The sequence below is a fragment of the Roseburia sp. 1XD42-69 genome (genome assembly GCF_003612565.1).
In the GTDB taxonomy this organism is placed as follows: Bacteria; Bacillota; Clostridia; order Lachnospirales; family Lachnospiraceae; genus Roseburia_B.
The window spans coordinates 58,007-73,787 of the sequence record NZ_RAZG01000006.1 but is presented as its reverse complement, the minus strand read 5'-3'; the positions used below and the strand labels follow the sequence as shown (position 1 = coordinate 73,787).

12 protein-coding genes are annotated in these 15,781 nt (G+C 44.2%); 9 read left to right on the top strand and 3 right to left on the bottom strand.

Translation table 11 applies throughout. The features are described from left to right. Positions 1-246: 246 nt before the first annotated feature. Positions 247-2,292, top strand: a complete 2,046-nt coding sequence (locus D7Y06_RS04600) for a flagellin N-terminal helical domain-containing protein (protein WP_158591244.1) — start codon at positions 247-249, stop codon at positions 2,290-2,292. A gap of 58 nt (positions 2,293-2,350) precedes the next feature. Here the strand turns inward: D7Y06_RS04600 and D7Y06_RS04595 are convergent, their stop codons facing one another. Beyond that, positions 2,351-2,881 (bottom strand): hypothetical protein, encoded by a 531-nt coding sequence (locus D7Y06_RS04595; protein WP_158591242.1) that lies wholly within the window; start codon positions 2,879-2,881, stop codon positions 2,351-2,353. 77 nt (positions 2,882-2,958) lie between these two features. Here D7Y06_RS04595 and D7Y06_RS04590 point away from each other — a divergent pair, with 77 nt between their 5' ends. The 4 genes from D7Y06_RS04590 (at position 2,959) to D7Y06_RS04565 (ending at position 7,415) form a co-directional block, all read left to right on the top strand. Then, positions 2,959-3,648: a tyrosine-type recombinase/integrase gene (locus D7Y06_RS04590; protein ID WP_120406655.1), complete on the top strand. Its 690-nt coding sequence runs from the start codon at positions 2,959-2,961 to the stop codon at positions 3,646-3,648. Next, on the top strand, positions 3,638-4,690 hold the full coding sequence (locus D7Y06_RS04585; protein WP_120406654.1) for a tyrosine-type recombinase/integrase: 1,053 nt from the start codon (positions 3,638-3,640) through the stop codon (positions 4,688-4,690). Before D7Y06_RS04590 ends, D7Y06_RS04585 begins: the two co-directional genes overlap by 11 nt. A 417-nt stretch (positions 4,691-5,107) precedes the next feature. Beyond that, entirely contained in the window at positions 5,108-6,913 is a 1,806-nt protein-coding gene (locus D7Y06_RS27615) for a flagellin N-terminal helical domain-containing protein (RefSeq protein WP_256387208.1), read from the top strand. 292 nt (positions 6,914-7,205) lie between these two features. Next, on the top strand, positions 7,206-7,415 hold the full coding sequence (locus D7Y06_RS04565; RefSeq protein WP_120406653.1) for a hypothetical protein: 210 nt from the start codon (positions 7,206-7,208) through the stop codon (positions 7,413-7,415). Between the two features lie 106 nt (positions 7,416-7,521). Here the strand turns inward: D7Y06_RS04565 and D7Y06_RS04560 are convergent, their stop codons facing one another. Continuing rightward, positions 7,522-7,770: a hypothetical protein gene (locus D7Y06_RS04560; RefSeq protein ID WP_120406652.1), complete on the bottom strand. Its 249-nt coding sequence runs from the start codon at positions 7,768-7,770 to the stop codon at positions 7,522-7,524. A 358-nt stretch (positions 7,771-8,128) separates the two neighbouring features. Here D7Y06_RS04560 and D7Y06_RS04555 point away from each other — a divergent pair, with 358 nt between their 5' ends. The 4 genes from D7Y06_RS04555 (at position 8,129) to D7Y06_RS04535 (ending at position 14,846) form a co-directional block, all read left to right on the top strand. Further along, a complete protein-coding gene (locus tag D7Y06_RS04555; RefSeq protein WP_120406651.1) occupies positions 8,129-9,361 on the top strand; it encodes a tetratricopeptide repeat protein in 1,233 nt (410 codons plus the stop codon). Between the two features lie 124 nt (positions 9,362-9,485). Further along, the gene (locus D7Y06_RS27795; RefSeq protein ID WP_243119071.1) at positions 9,486-12,533 is read left to right on the top strand and encodes a flagellin N-terminal helical domain-containing protein; all 3,048 of its coding nucleotides are present in this window, start codon (positions 9,486-9,488) and stop codon (positions 12,531-12,533) included. A gap of 307 nt (positions 12,534-12,840) precedes the next feature. After that, the gene (asnA, locus tag D7Y06_RS04540) at positions 12,841-13,851 is read left to right on the top strand and encodes an aspartate--ammonia ligase (protein ID WP_120406650.1); all 1,011 of its coding nucleotides are present in this window, start codon (positions 12,841-12,843) and stop codon (positions 13,849-13,851) included. Positions 13,852-13,871: 20 nt separating this feature from the next. Further along, positions 13,872-14,846, top strand: a complete 975-nt coding sequence (locus D7Y06_RS04535; protein WP_120406649.1) for an aldolase catalytic domain-containing protein — start codon at positions 13,872-13,874, stop codon at positions 14,844-14,846. Between the two features lie 94 nt (positions 14,847-14,940). Here D7Y06_RS04535 and D7Y06_RS04530 read toward each other — a convergent pair whose 3' ends face one another. Next, positions 14,941-15,774, bottom strand: a complete 834-nt coding sequence (locus tag D7Y06_RS04530; RefSeq protein WP_120406648.1) for a deoxyribonuclease IV — start codon at positions 15,772-15,774, stop codon at positions 14,941-14,943. Between the last annotated feature and the right edge of the window lie 7 nt (positions 15,775-15,781).

Below are 15,781 nucleotides of genomic sequence, written 5' to 3'. Positions count from 1 at the left end.
TCCAATACCAGTTCCTATCACTTGTATACAATCCTTATATTAGTATATTTTCAAGTGTATCCTACGCTGTATTCCCTTCCCCATCTCTACAACATATGATATCTTTTGATGAATTTCAATGACTTTAGCTAATATTATTAGTTATTGCTAATATTTTAGGTATAATTGCCGATATAAGTATAAAGAATCGAAATCGGATATGAAACTCACCCAAAATATACAGGAATCGTCATGGAGGACAAAGCTATGCCAGTCATCGCACACAATATGCTGTCACAGTTTTCAGAACGGCAGCTTAATATTACAGATAAAAATAAATCAAAATCTTCAGAAAAACTCTCTTCCGGTTACCGGGTGAACTGCGGGGCAGATGATGCGGCGGGACTTGCCATATCAGAAAAGCTGCGGTGGCAGGTGCGGGGGCTTGATCGGGCTTCACAAAATATTCGGGATGGAATGTCACTGCTCAATGTCGCTGACGGGGCGCTTGTAGAAGTGCACAGTATGCTGCGGAGAATGAATGAATTAGTTATACAGGCTGCAAATGATTCTAATTCTTATTCTGACCGTGACGCAATCCAACAGGAAATTAATCTTCTTGTTCAAGAAATTGAACAAATCAGCACAGATACAACATTTAACACCATGCCTGTTTTCAATGGCGAAAATGTACAGACAGCAGATACCGTCAATGATTTAACCCTAAGTTTGCCTCTGGGAACAAATGTAGCGATAAACTCATCAAATATTGACCTTCTTCTTAATAGAAATGCAGATGGCAGCTATGAGTTACAAGATGGGCATACTTATACTTTTGATCGTAATATTACTAATGCTACTTTTCATATTGGAAATGGGGCAACTGTATCCGTTCAAAACACTATTTTAAATAATGTGGCCATTGTCTGCGACAGCGCAAAACTGTATTTATCCAATGTATCCATTGTAAATGAAAACATTTCATTAACATACCCCAAGGGATTTGAGGGAGCGCCTATTACCTGCAAAGGCAGTACGACAATTAACTACCTGGGAACCAACTATTTTCGCGGAACAAGGTATAGTTCTGCCCAAGGCGGTCCATTTAAAGACTACGCCGGTATCCAGGTCGATGCCGGAAACAGCCTGATTTTAAATGGAAACGGAAGCCTTGAGGCCAGTGGTTCAAACCTTGCTGCAGGGATTGGCTCCGGCTGGATCAGCAGCCAGACAAACAACACAGTGTCTGGAAATATCACCATTCACAGCGGCTATATCAATGCATACAGTACACAAAACGGCGCAGGAATCGGCGGATGTTATGAAGGCGTAAATGGAAATATTGTCATAGATGGCGGTTCTGTACACGCATCCAGCTGGGAGAGCGGCGCAGGGATTGGCACAGGCGCTATCATTTTGGGAACGCCGCAGCACGGCGGCAGTGTAATGATTAACGGCGGTACTGTAGAAGCCGTCGGCGGACAAATTGATGGAGGAGCGGGAATTGGCGGCGGTTTTGGCTCCCACGGTGTAAATGTGACAATTTCAGACGGAACCGTTACTGCAAAAGGAGGAGCTGGCGGCGCAGGGATTGGAAGTGGAAAAGTATATAACGGAATTCCATTAATCAGCGGAGATATTACTCTGTCCGGTGGAAATGTTACTGCTGTTGGCTCTACGGCCACTGGAGGAATAACTCCGGCGACACATCAGGGAGCTGCGATTGGCGTGGGGAGTTTTCATCCTATTGGCGGGATGACGGATCAGGATTGGTTGGATGGGTTTGGAACTTTGACCATGGATGGAGTCATAGGAGATATGCATATGGAAGGCTGCAGTGCCAAAGATGGGGTTAATTACATTTTTTCTTACAAAGGCGCTGTCACTGCTCCCCAGCCACCCCAGACAGATACGGAAAGCGGAGCATGGTGGATTCAAATGGGAGCAGCCAGCGGCAATGGCATTTTTATTTCTACAGGCAAAATTTCTCCGGCAGATTTAAAGATAGATAATCTGGAAGTTTTATCCCATGAAAAATCCGGGTTTGCCATGACAAATATACAAAATGCTATCGACAAAGTTTCCAGTATCCGCGCCCACATTGGCGTACAATATAATCGACTGGAATATGGACAGCTAATTGATGACAATACCGCCGAAAACTCCCAATCCGCCGAATCCCGCATCCGTGACACAGACATGGCCGCTGAAATGGTAAACCATTCCAGGCACAGTATTTTACAGCAGGCCGGACAGTCCATGCTCTCCCAGGCAAACCAGATTCCAGAGGGAGTTCTGCGGCTTCTGCAGTAAAAATGCAGGTATAAAGTCTGTCTCATATCACAGCTTTACACCTGCATTTTGGGATTTTCTATTTTTCATTGTCAATCAGATATTCTTCGTAGAGTTTATTTCTGTACTGCTTATCCTGCGCAGCCCGGATGACATCCTGGGAGCGGTTGCTCTCCATCAGCTTTGCAATTAACAGGGAAAGCCTGTTCTCGCCCTGTTCGATACCTTCTCTGCGGCCTTCCCTGATACCTTCCCTTTTTATGGTTTTTGCCTCATATTCCAGCACTTTTCCGCCCATGACTGCCTTCACTCCTTCCTTCACTGAATTGTATTTTGCAGCGATATGCTCCAGTACCTTATTTGACATGTCAATGATGGTGCATCTTGTATATTCGCTGATGGCTCCCTGGTGTAAGAGTTCTTCCAGCCTGTTCTTAATAAGTTCATATTCTTCCTGCAGTGAGACCAGCTTCGTTTTATCCTTCTCATATTCCTCAAACCGTGTTTCGTGGGAAAAGATATAAAAAGGAATCAGAAACAGAAGATTTTTTTCAAAAATCTCTTCCAGCATATACTGCTGGGATTTCATCACCCGGATGTCATATTTCACGTTTCCGCCCGGCGTCTCCATCCTGATTTTCAGCGTGTCGGGAACTGCTGCATGGTGCCTTAAAACAGTACGGCGGAATGCGGAAGCGTTACCGTAAGGATGTTTCCTTTGATTTCCCCCTCGTCCAGTGCAATCTGGGTGTCTTATGCCGAAAAAAGAGTTATCCCGAACTTTATCTAGCATTAATTGGAGTATACTATATTTTCCTGTGGAGCACAAAGAAATTTCGGCATAACATTCTTTCTTTTATAAATGAAGCGCGCCTGATACGGACGGCAGACCTTTCACCGGACTGTGGCGCACTGTTCATTCCCGAATCAAAAGGACATAAAGACCGCCTGGTAAGTCTTCCTGCCGGGCTGGCAGGAATCTGCTGCAGGTACAGGGAACATCTGGAAAGGACATTTCCAGGCAGCGAATATTTTTTCCCATGCCAGAAATACGGTGGCAGGCATTATGGTGCAGGATGGCTTATTGATGTTTTCAGGCAGTGCTGGGAAGATGCAGGCATAGATGCCGCAAATGGATGTCCTCCGAGACCTTATGATTTCCGCCATACTTTTGCAACCCACAGACTTTACCAATGGATGGCAGACGGAAAGGACTTATCCGTGTGCATTCCTTATCTGAGCGCCTATATGGGGCATGCAGATTTTTCGGCCACGGCTTATTATATACATCTGATCCCAGAGTTTTTCTTCGCAATGTCAGGGATGGACAGGAACAGGTTTGGCTGTTTGATACCGGAGGTGGCGCATGAAGATTAAAGATGAATTTCTTATCAGGGCCATGCGGGATTTCTTCCAAATATACCTGCCAAAACAAAAATGCTACAGCAAAAATACGGTAGATTCTTATAGATATGCCATCAACCTGTTTATTGATTACATGCAGGAGAAACAATCCGTTACGCTTTTAAGCATGGGAACAGATGATATTAACCGGGATACGGTCAGTGGATTTTTGGAATGGCTCTCAGACAGCCGAAAGAATTCTCCAGGCACCTGTAATCAGCGGCTTATGGCATTAAAGTCCTTTGCCGGATATCTCGGACTGCGCGACTTTTCCATGACATCGGTTTATGCGGAAACATGCCTTGTCCCGGTCAGGAAAGAGCCTGCTAAAACGGTAAGCTTTTTGAGCGAATCCGCATTAAAGGAATTTCTGAAACAGCCTGATGTGGGAAAACCAACAGGCTTGCGGAATCAGTTCCTCATGATTCTGATGTATGATACAGCCGCACGCTGTCAGGAAGTGCTGGATATCCGGATTGGGGATTTCTGCCTGAATGTAGTTTCACCGTATGTGTATTTAAAGGGAAAAGGGGACAAAACCCGTGCAGTTCCGCTGATGGATGTAACAGTCAGGCATCTGCGGCAGTACCTCAACAGATTCCATGAAAGCGAACCGATGCATCTGGAAGATTATCTGTTTTACACTGTGACCCATAATCAACGACATCAGATGTCGCCAGACACGATTGCGGCGTTTATGAAAAAATACGGCGAATCCGCAAAGGCCACCTGCCCTGAAATGCCGGAAAGGATCCATCCCCACCTGATGCGCCATACACGGGCGATGCATTTATACCGGAATGGCATGCCGTTGGCACTGCTTAGCGACTTTCTCGGACATTCATCCCTTGAAACAACGCGGGTATATGCATATGCCGATACGGAAATGAAGCGGAATGCAATAGTAAAATCCACTCCCAAAATTTCTGATGAAGATGAAATACCAGCATGCTGTTGTCAATGCCGCTCTGGCATTCCAGATGGTATTTTTTTGTTTGTCTGCCCTCTATTTTAAAGTTGGTGTCCGTAATCCGCTCCTCTTCATTCCCGTCCTGCTGGTTTAAAAAGTGCTCATTTGGCGAGAAGACGATTTTTTCCTGCCCAGAATAGTGTTCGCCGAATATTTCGTTTATCACAGGAATAATCAGGAAGCTGCAGTCGTTCAGCAGGGTGCGGAATACGTCATCATAAGGCGTGTTTGTAATCCTTATATTTTCCATTGTTGTCTCCTTTTATTATATTTTAACATACCGCATATGTTTCCTCAATGGGAAAATACATGGCTTTAAGGTAAAAACAATTGGAGCGAGGTTATGTTGTGTTTCTACGAAATGTTTATAATGTATAATTTTATTTGTTATAACTAATATTTCTCTCAAAATTGCCGATATATTTAAAAAGAAATGGGATAAAGCGTCACGGAGGACAAATTATGCAGGTTATCGCACACAATATGCTGTCACAGTTTGCGGAGCGGCAGCTTAATATTACAGATAATAATAAATCAAAATCTTCGGAAAAACTCTCATCCGGCTACCGGGTCAATCGTGCAGCGGATGATGCGGCGGGGCTTGCCATATCAGAAAAGCTGCGGTGGCAGGTGCGGGGGTTAAAGCGGGCATCTTCCAATATTTCGGATGGGATTTCCCTCTGCCAGGTGGCGGAGGGGGCGCTGAATGAAGTTCATGCCATGCTGCATAGGATGAATGAGCTTGCCATTCAGGCTTCTAATGACAGCAATACCCAGGAGGACAGAAAAGCGATTCAGATGGAAATCGATGCACTGCTTGACGAAATTGACAGAATCGGGGATGATACGGAATATAATACAATGAAACTGTTCCAGGGGGGATATACGGATGTACTGGATGCGAATGGGAATCCGGTGCGGCTTTGTGATATACCGATAACAGATTTTCACCTTCCGGCTATTTCCAATGTAAATTTAAACGATGGACCGGTTTATATGGGCAGCCAGCACTACCTGAATTTATCCGCCACTCTGACAGAAAATGCATATACAAACACCAATTTTGATTTGATTTTTGGCCGAGGCAGCACTTCTCATTCCTCCATAAAGGTAAAATATAAAAATGACAATGGAGAGACTGTAACAGTAATCAAAGATTTGGATGATTTGCCAATCGAAAGCGAATCTTTTCAGGAAAACTTACAGCGATATGGTCGAGTCTACAAACTGAAAGATGGCGATATTGATTTATCTATCATGCAGGAGATTTATATCGAACCACACACCGGAACTTCCCAGGATTATCGTATTAGCTACTCTTATATGAATAACAGCGACAAAATGCTTGACATCGATTTTATGTTTAATGCCGATAGTGCTTACAACGATGACGACAATGTGGAAGGATATTTTATCGATGGTCAGCGTGTAGAAAATTTTAGTTTATATTCCACACGTTATGGCAACGATTTCTATATGAATTTGTTTAATCAGAATTCTCCCTATATTTATGATAGTTTCCGTAACTTCACCAGTTTTTCCATTGTGGATGTAGATAACGCCCTGCCCTTTGCTGTAAAGGTAGGTTGGGAATATGGTTATGCTTCGTCTCCTGATGCCCTTTCCATCGGAAATTATTATGCACATACCTGGGACTGGAACTACTACGAAAACCTTTCCCACAAATTAGGCGGCAATACAAATGGACAGGATTTGGCATTTTCTTTACTTTTTAATTATGAACAACTTCGCCCAGATACGGCATGGTCCACAGCTGCCGAATTTACCTACGGCTTCACCCAAACCAGCACCGACCAGAACTTAGCCGGAATCCCCATCACCTACAACCAGACCTCAAAAGTCCATGTAGACGTTCTGGATTTGTGGATTCAGGCAGGTGCAGTCGAAGGCAGCGGAATGTGGGTTTCCATAGGCGCAATGGACAGCGGCATCCTTGGCATCCGTGGATTAGACGTAACGTCCCATGAACATGCCCAAAGGTCAATGGAGCGTGTAAGGGAAGCAGTGGAAGCGGTTTCACAGCAGAGAAGCCTGATCGGCGTCCAGCAAAACCGCCTGGAACATGCCAAAGCGATTGACGATAATACTGCCGAAAACTCCCAGGCCACTGAATCCCGCATCCGTGACACAGACATGGCCGCCGAAATGGTAAACCACTCCAGACACAATATTTTACAGCAGGTCGGGCAGTCCATGCTCTCCCAGGCAAATCAGATTCCAAAGGGAGTTCTGCAGCTTCTACAATAACTACAGGTGTAAAGCCTGTTTCCTCTCAAAGCTTTACACCTATAGTTTGGAATTTTTTTAAAAATTTTCTTGTATCAGGGCAGAAAACAGGTTATCATATAGACAGACCATAAACAGGACAGTAAAAACCGGAGGCCGCAGCATGGCGGAAGAAAAAAGCGAAACACTAAAAGCCGGAAAGAACCTTTCTTCTACAATAGAAACAAATATCTAAAAATAACCTGTTTTTGATAAATATGTGACACGGGAAGATTTAGAAAAAGAACCAGGAATCAGGAAGGAGTTGATCAGTATGTCAGGTATTGCTGCTTTAAACTTTAGGGAAGGGCAGATGGAAGGCCGGATGGAAGGAAGAAAAGAGGGCCGGATTATCTCTTTATATTATGATGCAGATTTATCTGTGGAAGAAATTGCAGAAAAAACCAACTGCGCCATATCAGATGTGGAAGCCGTACTGGACAATATGGATGCAACAGAAATATGGAATAAAAAAGGCAAATAAAATCTGCAAGAAAGCAGCCAGAGAAGCAAAAGACATAACAGCTATGTCAGAAATTCAGCCCTTCAAACTATCCAAAACTTAATTTTCGTTGTACTAGAAATACGCTTTAAGACAACAAAAACAGAACAAATCCTCTCAATGCGTATCGCATACCCAAGAAAAAACCTTCTCGTTGTGAAATTCTGGTAATTTCATACAGAAGGCTTTTCAATTCTTCTAAATTAGTTTCTGTTTGCTGTAACCCGTAGCATTCTACAAGATTGTCGATTTCCCTGTTGATTTTCTTATCCACCTCTATAAAGTCTTTTTCATAGTAAATGATATCATCATAGATCTTTTCGAAAAATTTATTCATATGTTATATATCCCCTTTCAAAATATGTTTGCTGTTATGCTTTGTTTCTTTAAATTAACGTAGTGTTTTTCGTTATATTTTGCAAGGATTTTCTTGTATCAGGGAGAAAAAACAGAATGGAAATCCGTAATGTTTATTATCCCGATTTTAAGCTGGAATTTTGTCTGTAAAATTAACTGTAAGTAATTATATTAGTAAGCACTAAATATTTTAACAAAAACTCCGATATAATATAGAAGAATGGTATCCGCCCAAATTACGGAGCAATCAAATACACAGGAAAAATCATCTTCCAGCTGCCGGGCAAACCGGGCGGCCGGGCCTGCCATAGCAAAATCTGAAGGGAGGTGCTACCCTGTTGAAAGAATCAAAGGAATCAAAATCATACATACATTTAGAGGCAACTTATCCCCATAAGCTGCTTTTATGCATGAAAGAAATCTGCGATGGCAATAAAAATCCTTTGCTAAATCAAGAAGAATATCTAAAATCATTTCATGAACTTTTTCCTAACTGCCCGGATGAATGGAAGCTGTTAAAAACTGCCTATGACAAAAAGGTGATAGACGATTTCTTTTCGGCAGACAGGGAGCCATATTGGCAGAAAAGAGTAACAATCCAAAAAAATTTTCTCATGCTCATGGGAATTATGTCAGAACGCAATGCGGCAGCATTGTTGGAAAGTCTGATGTTTATCTTCCACTGGAATTTTTTTGTCAAAATAAAGCGCAGATGGAATACGAAGGAAGAAGAATGGGCACAGTTCCATACCCAGACGGAAATAGACCGGACACAAAAGCTGCCGGAGATTTTACCCATACAGAAAAAAAGCCCAAACCTGGAATCAGGCCCTGATGCTGCCAGTTTGCCGGAAAATGACGGGGAATCGGCATTTTCCGCTGCAAATCCCTATGCATCCACCGGAGGTTCTGAGAAAACGGAAGGGAAGGCTTTGGGGGAAGAAATAAATTCAGAAGAACTGTTTCAGGAAATACCAAAAGAAAGGCAAAGAGAGGATTTTGAGTATACAGGGAATGTGCTTAAACAAAAGCCGGAGGAGGTAAAATTTTATCAAAACATGAGCCTTTTCCAGCGGCGGGTATTAAAAAAAGCTCTTTCAGGGGATACGGAAAGCCAATGTGAAATGGGGGCTTATTACTCAGACCAGTCCGGCGGCCATCTGGATTACCGGGAGGCAATCCGCTGGTATGAAGCAGCGGCGGAAAAGGGGACAGAACGCGCGCTTTTTGAGATTGGGAGAATATATGATATCAATGGATCCGGCATTGGGGGGGAGAAGGATAAAGCTTTGAAAATATATAGAAAACTGGCTGTGCGGGGTTATCCCACGGCCCAGTGCGTTCTGGGGATGAAATACCGTCTGGGTGACGGTGTAAGGGAAAATCTAAAAGAGGCTGCCAAGTGGCTGGAACGGTCGGCCCTGCAGGGGCATGATGCGGCCATCCGCAATTTGGCGGATTTATACCGCTCTACCGGGGAACTGAAAAAGGCGGAAAAATGGTATAGCATAGGGGCTGCCAAGGGGGACGAATATTGTATCCGAGGGTTTGGAAAAAAGGTGCACCGCTGAAAAATTATTATTTATTACTAATTTTATTGTTTATGTCTAAAGTTTTTATTAAAAAGCACCGATACCTTGATAAAGAAACAGGATGAATATGAGATTTATATAAAAATGTCACGGAGGACAAATTATGCAGGTAATCGCACACAATATGCTGTCACAGTTCACGGAACGGCAGCTTAATATTACGGACAAAAACAAATCCAAATCCACAGAAAAGCTCTCATCCGGCTACCGCATTAACCGGGCAGGGGATGATGCCGCAGGGCTTGCCATATCAGAGAAAATGAGATGGCAGGTGCGGGGACTTAAACGGGGACAGCAAAATATCCAGGATGGTGTTTCCTGGCTTCAGGTTGCTGATGGAAGCATGGAAGAAATCTCCAAGATCATTCACCGGATACGGGAACTTTCTGTCCAGGCTTCCAATGACACAAATACGCAGTCAGACAGGGCTTCTATTGATACTGAAATCAAAGAGCTGAAAAAAGAAATCAACAATATTTCCCGGAATACGGAATTCAACACCCAGGATATCTTTGACAACAGTTATGTCTCCATGGACATTTTTGGAATGCCCGGTGATTTACAGATTTTTGACGCTGCCTATGATCATGTCACCGGAGACGTAACCTACGGCGGTTTTGTTTTCCATGGGGAACGGTATACCTGGGATACGGTGGCTCCCGGAATGGTAAGCGTTGATGCAGCCACGGGAAAACAGGTGTTCGCCGGAGGAGATTACAGCTATACAGACGCAAACGGAAATTACTTTAACATTTCCTGCAAGCCCGGCGACGAAGTGCCTACGATTTCCAGAAAACTGGATTTTTCCGCAACTTCCCAGGGCATTGTCATTGACGGAAAAACCATGGACTGGAGCAATGTAATTGACGAGGACGGCTATCCCTTTTCCGCCTCCAACATACACGGGGGAGCCTGGTCTTTGGACTATATGGGGGCAACCATGGCTTTTTTTGTAGGGGATATCCGGACAAAAGACGATATGATAGACAGCATTAATTCCTGTAATAACGGAAAAGTTTCCTACACCTGGACAACAGAATTTACCGGAACAGAAGAAGTAACGGCAGTGGATGCCCAGGTAATGAAAGACCTTAAAATTTCCAACTCTTTTGCTGCAAATTTAACCTCCGGGGATAAAGTTGCCTACACCGTCCGGGCCTCTAACAGCGGGGCACAGAGAGGCATCTGGCTGGAAAACAGCAATGGAGCCATGGTAAACGGTTCTTTTAAATCCTGGGCGGATTTGGGTATCACTTCCTGGAATTCCGGAACGGATATTTCCTCTCAGATTAAATATACCTACGCTGACAATGAAGGTGTAAACGACACATACCTTTCTTTTGACTTTTATCTGTCAGACATTACCAGTGCGGATTCTGTCATTGACGGACTTGACGGTATGGTAATCAGCGGGGAAAACATCCGTACCAATTATTCCACCAACGTAGGTGCGGATTTAATCGGCAATGTACAAAAAGTAACCTCAAGCGCTAAAAATCCCATTACATTTGATGAAGAAAAGGCTCTGGGGAGGGATTTTGAACAGCAGAAAATTGATGCCTTTCAAAAAGAGAATATCAAATATAACGACGCAAACCACACCGCAGAAGTATCTTTTAAAGATAGCGCCGGAAATGCCGTCCTTACTTACGGTACGGACACCGCCGGAAATGAAAACCGGCTGGACCGTGATTTAAAAACTTATGCCGCCTATGTCCTGCAGCAAAAGCAGATGCTTGCCCTCTCTGGGAAAGACCCCCAGGGCGCAGACATACAACTTGGCTCCGGCAGCCTGACTGACCTGGTAGGGGCAGGAAACATCACCACCAGCGGACACTTCAGTGAAACTGTAACCATTCGCCCTGGGATGGATTTATCCGATGGAAACGGTTATTTCCAGCCTGGTGAAGCCGGCAAAACCTACCCTGCAGCATCCATAGATTTTTCGGGACTGGGAACGGCTTACACCATCGACTCCCTTTTGGGACTGGGGTTTAATTCCACATGCAAAACCTGCAATAATCACTACAGTGTGCTTTTTACAGAGGGTTCCGCATCTTCCGTCAGCGGAGGCGGCTATGCATACAGTTTTCAAAAACAGGGAAGCCAGGATTACCTTCTACAGATTGATATCAACTCCTTAAAGGCCAATGGTGTTACTTCAGGCTCAGATTTGGCAAAAGCAATCGTGGATATTACGACAGACTGTTTTGACTTCCATTATACCCAGTATGCTGCCGATGGTAATAAATTATGGGTATATGACGACCGTACCCAGAATACCGGCACAACTTCCGCTACCTTTGACACTGCCCCCCTTTACTCCATTGACACGGATATCTTTGATTTCTCTTTAGAGACAGGGGACGGACGTTCCATCGACGTGAGTTACACCTACAATTACGGAGATATTGCGGAGAGTATTGTAGTGGAAATGCAGCAAAATGCCCAGGGTAATTACATTAAAGATAACAATGGTTCTTATATCCTATATGATAATACAGATCCTGCACACGCCGGAGCAGACCGATATGATATGAATGTCTCTTACAAAAGCGCAGATAAGACACAGACGCTAAATAATATAAGCGAAACTGTAGAATCTTATAAACAGTTCGCTATGGAAGATATGCTGACAAACACTTCCGTCCAGCTGGATGTAAATGATTATACTTATATGGACATGGCGGGAGACGAAAAAAAGAATGTGGCAATCCAGGCAATTTTTGATTCTAAATTAGTCGAAACCCCCATTGACAACGGACTAATTATACAAAACAGCAGCCTGGTTGGAGATAAAACCACCATTCCACGATTTCCCATGAACACGGTAGTGCTAAGGCTGTACCGTGCGGGCACAAAAACCTTTGAGGAAGCACAGGCATCCATAGAATATTGCGACTACGCCATGGATATGCTTCTTAGCAAAAGAAGTCTGTACGGGGCATATCAAAACCGTTTGGAACACACAGACAAAATCAAGGCCATTGAAGAAGAAAACGCCCAGGCCGCTGAATCCCGCATCCGTGATGCAGACATGGCCGCTGAAATGGTAAACCACTCCAAGCACAGCATTTTACAGCAGGCCGGACAGTCCATGCTCTCCCAGGCAAACCAGATGCCAAACGGGGTTTTGCAGCTTTTGCAGTAAGTGCAAAGATATAAATTAATAGCAAAAGAAGAATGTGCAGAAAAAACATATACAAGTCTAAAAAAGCGTATCACAGATTATCAGGTGTAAAGCCGTTTTATACCAAGGCTTTACACCTGCATCTGGGAATTTACCCCGCCATCACCTTACACCGTTTCTTATAACAGGCAATCCCATACCTGCGAATGGTAGTCATACTTTTCCCACTCTTGAAAATTCCTCCCACAAAGGCTATAATAATAATCTAATGCTTATACTGCTCCACAACAGACATTGGGGCAAACCACAATATAAGGAGTCAAATATTATGGAAAATTTAATCATTCCCAAAAACTATCAGCCAGCGCTGAATCTCCACGACACACAGATTGCCATTAAAACTGTAAAAGACTTTTTCCAGAATTTACTGGCACTGCATTTAAACCTGTCCCGTGTGTCAGCGCCTTTATTCGTAGACCCTCTCTCGGGCTTAAACGACAACTTAAACGGCGTGGAACGCCCGGTTTCTTTTGGAATCAAAGAACAAAACGATAAGACGGCGGAGGTTGTGCATTCCCTTGCCAAGTGGAAACGCTATGCCCTGGACAAATACGGCTTTTCCCTGGGAGAAGGCCTCTACACCGATATGAATGCTATCCGCAGGGACGAGGTTACAGACAATATTCACTCTATTTTTGTGGACCAGTGGGACTGGGAAAAAGTCATATCAACAGAGGACAGAAATCTGGAATTTCTGAAAAAAACCGTGAGGACTGTTTACAGCTGTCTCAGAAAAACGGAAAAATATATGTCAATCCAGTATGACTACATAACAGAAATTCTTCCCCCGGAAATTTTCTTTATCACCACTTCGGAACTGGAAAAGATGTACCCCGACCAGACGCCAAAAGAGCGGGAATACCATATTTCAAGAGAAAAAGGAGCCGTGTGCATTATGCAGATTGGAGATGTGCTCTCCCACGGCGAGCCCCACGACGGCAGGGCCCCGGACTACGACGACTGGGCTTTAAATGCAGACATTGTGGTTTATTACCCTGTACTTGATATCGCCTTGGAATTATCCTCCATGGGTATCCGTGTGGATAAAGATTCCCTCCTGTCCCAGCTGAAAAAAGCAGGGTGTGAAGAGAGAAAAGAACTTCCCTTCCAAAAAGCCGTTATTGAGGAAAAACTTCCCTTAACCATCGGCGGTGGTATCGGACAGTCCCGAATCTGCATGTTTTTCTTAAGAAAGGCCCACATCGGAGAAGTGCAGTCCTCCCTGTGGAAAGAAGAAATAATAGCAGAATGTAAATCGAAAAACATCCCCCTGCTGTAAAGAAAAAAGGAGTATACCCTATGAAAGAAATATCAAAATTAATGGAATACCGTTCCGGAGTAAAAGTGGTGGACGCCACTTTGAGAGACGGAGGATTAGTAAATAATTTCAATTTCACAGACGATTTTGTAAGAGATTTATACCGCACCAATGTGAAAGCAGGCGTCGATTACATGGAATTCGGCTACAAGGCCTCCAAGGATATGTTTGATGTGAACGCCTTCGGCAAATGGAAATTCTGCAATGACGAGGATATCAGAGCCATCGTGGAAGACAACGACACAGACCTTAAAATAGCGGTTATGGCGGACGTGGGACGCTGCGATTACAAGACGGACATTATAGACCGCCAGGACAGCCCGATTGACTTAATCCGGGTGGCAACTTACCTCCACACCATCCCTGCTGCCATTGATGTTATTGAGAATGCCAAAAGCAAAGGGTATGAGGTGAGCTGCAATATTATGGCCATCTCCAACAACCAGGAAAGCGACCTGCGGGTTGCCCTTGACATGCTGGGAAAAAGTTCCGCCGATGTACTATACATTGTGGACAGCTACGGCTCACTGTACCCGGAACAGATTGCCAGAGTTTCCACTATGTACATGGAATATGCAGAAAAATACAATAAGACCATTGGAATCCATGCCCACAACAACCAGCAGCTTGCCTTTGCCAACACAATCGAAGCCGTGGGCGACGGTGTGGACTGGCTGGATGCCACCTACGCCTCCATGGGAAGGGGTGCGGGCAACTGCGCCATGGAACTTCTTCTGGGATTCTTAAAAAATCCCAAATACAACATCTACCCTGCACTGCAGTTTGTGGAAAAGCAAATGACGAAACTGAAAGAAGATGGGGTGGTCTGGGGTTACGACATACAGTACTTAATCACAGGGGTATTAAACCAGCATCCCAGAACCGCCATTTCTTTCACAAAGGAAAAGAGAAAAGATTACACGGAATTTTACAAAGAAATAACAGCTCAGGAGTAAGAAACCGTCATTTCTTAATTTCTGCCCTGTCAAAAAACATCCAGCCCGCTGAAGGCCATTTCCCCACAGCATTGGCTGGATGTTTTCTTTTGCATCAGTCTCTATGCATTTCTTTTAACATGGCAATCTCTGCCGCCCACCCCGCATCATCATTGGGGGTTTCCAGGATAAAGGGAAGCCCATTCAGGCTTGGATGATTGATAATCCGCGTCATGACCTCTTTTCCAATCTGCCCCTCCCCCACTTTCTCATGGCGGTCTTTGTGGCTTCCCAAAGGATTCATACTGTCATTTAAATGAACGGCTTTTAAATTCTCAAGCCCAATCACCTGGTCAAATTCCTCCAACACACCATCCAGATTTTCCACGATATCATAGCCTCCGTCCCACACATGGCAGGTATCCAAGCAGACGCCCACTTTTTCTTTTAAGGAAACCAAATCCAAAATTGCCCGAAGTTCCTCAAAATTTCGTCCCACTTCCGATCCTTTTCCCGCCATTGTCTCAAGGAGAACCGTGGTGGTCATATCCTCTCTCAGCACCTCATTTAACACCTGGCCTATCATGGCAATCCCCGCCTCACTCCCCTGTCCCACATGGGAGCCGGGATGGAAATTATAGTAATTTCCCGGGGTATACTCCATTCTCACCAGGTCATCCATAAACATTTCTTTGGCAAACTTCCGAATATCTTCTTTCGCAGCACAGATATTCATGGTATAGGGAGCATGGGCCACCAGCTTTCCAAAGGAATGTTCCTCCGCCAGTCTTAAAAACTTGTCCACGTCTTCCTGGATCATCTCTTTTGCCTTTCCGCCCCTGGGATTTCTGGTAAAAAAGGCAAAAGTGTTGGCTCCCAGTTTTAACGCCTGCTTTCCCATGGCCTCATAACCTTTTGACGATGAAATATGACTTCCGATATAAAACATATGCTAC

Excerpts from the sequence above, each read along its gene's own strand:
- D7Y06_RS04600 (WP_158591244.1), top strand. The coding sequence starts at position 247 with ATGCCAGTCATCGCACACAATATGCTGTCACAGTTTTCAGAACGGCAG.
- D7Y06_RS04590 (WP_120406655.1), top strand. The coding sequence starts at position 2,959 with ATGCGGAAGCGTTACCGTAAGGATGTTTCCTTTGATTTCCCCCTCGTC.
- D7Y06_RS04585 (WP_120406654.1), top strand. The coding sequence starts at position 3,638 with ATGAAGATTAAAGATGAATTTCTTATCAGGGCCATGCGGGATTTCTTC.
- D7Y06_RS27615 (WP_256387208.1), top strand. The coding sequence starts at position 5,108 with ATGCAGGTTATCGCACACAATATGCTGTCACAGTTTGCGGAGCGGCAG.
- D7Y06_RS04565 (WP_120406653.1), top strand. The coding sequence starts at position 7,206 with ATGTCAGGTATTGCTGCTTTAAACTTTAGGGAAGGGCAGATGGAAGGC.
- D7Y06_RS04560 (WP_120406652.1), bottom strand. The coding sequence starts at position 7,770 with ATGAATAAATTTTTCGAAAAGATCTATGATGATATCATTTACTATGAA.
- D7Y06_RS27795 (WP_243119071.1), top strand. The coding sequence starts at position 9,486 with ATGCAGGTAATCGCACACAATATGCTGTCACAGTTCACGGAACGGCAG.
- asnA (WP_120406650.1), top strand. The coding sequence starts at position 12,841 with ATGGAAAATTTAATCATTCCCAAAAACTATCAGCCAGCGCTGAATCTC.
- D7Y06_RS04535 (WP_120406649.1), top strand. The coding sequence starts at position 13,872 with ATGAAAGAAATATCAAAATTAATGGAATACCGTTCCGGAGTAAAAGTG.
- D7Y06_RS04530 (WP_120406648.1), bottom strand. The coding sequence starts at position 15,774 with ATGTTTTATATCGGAAGTCATATTTCATCGTCAAAAGGTTATGAGGCC.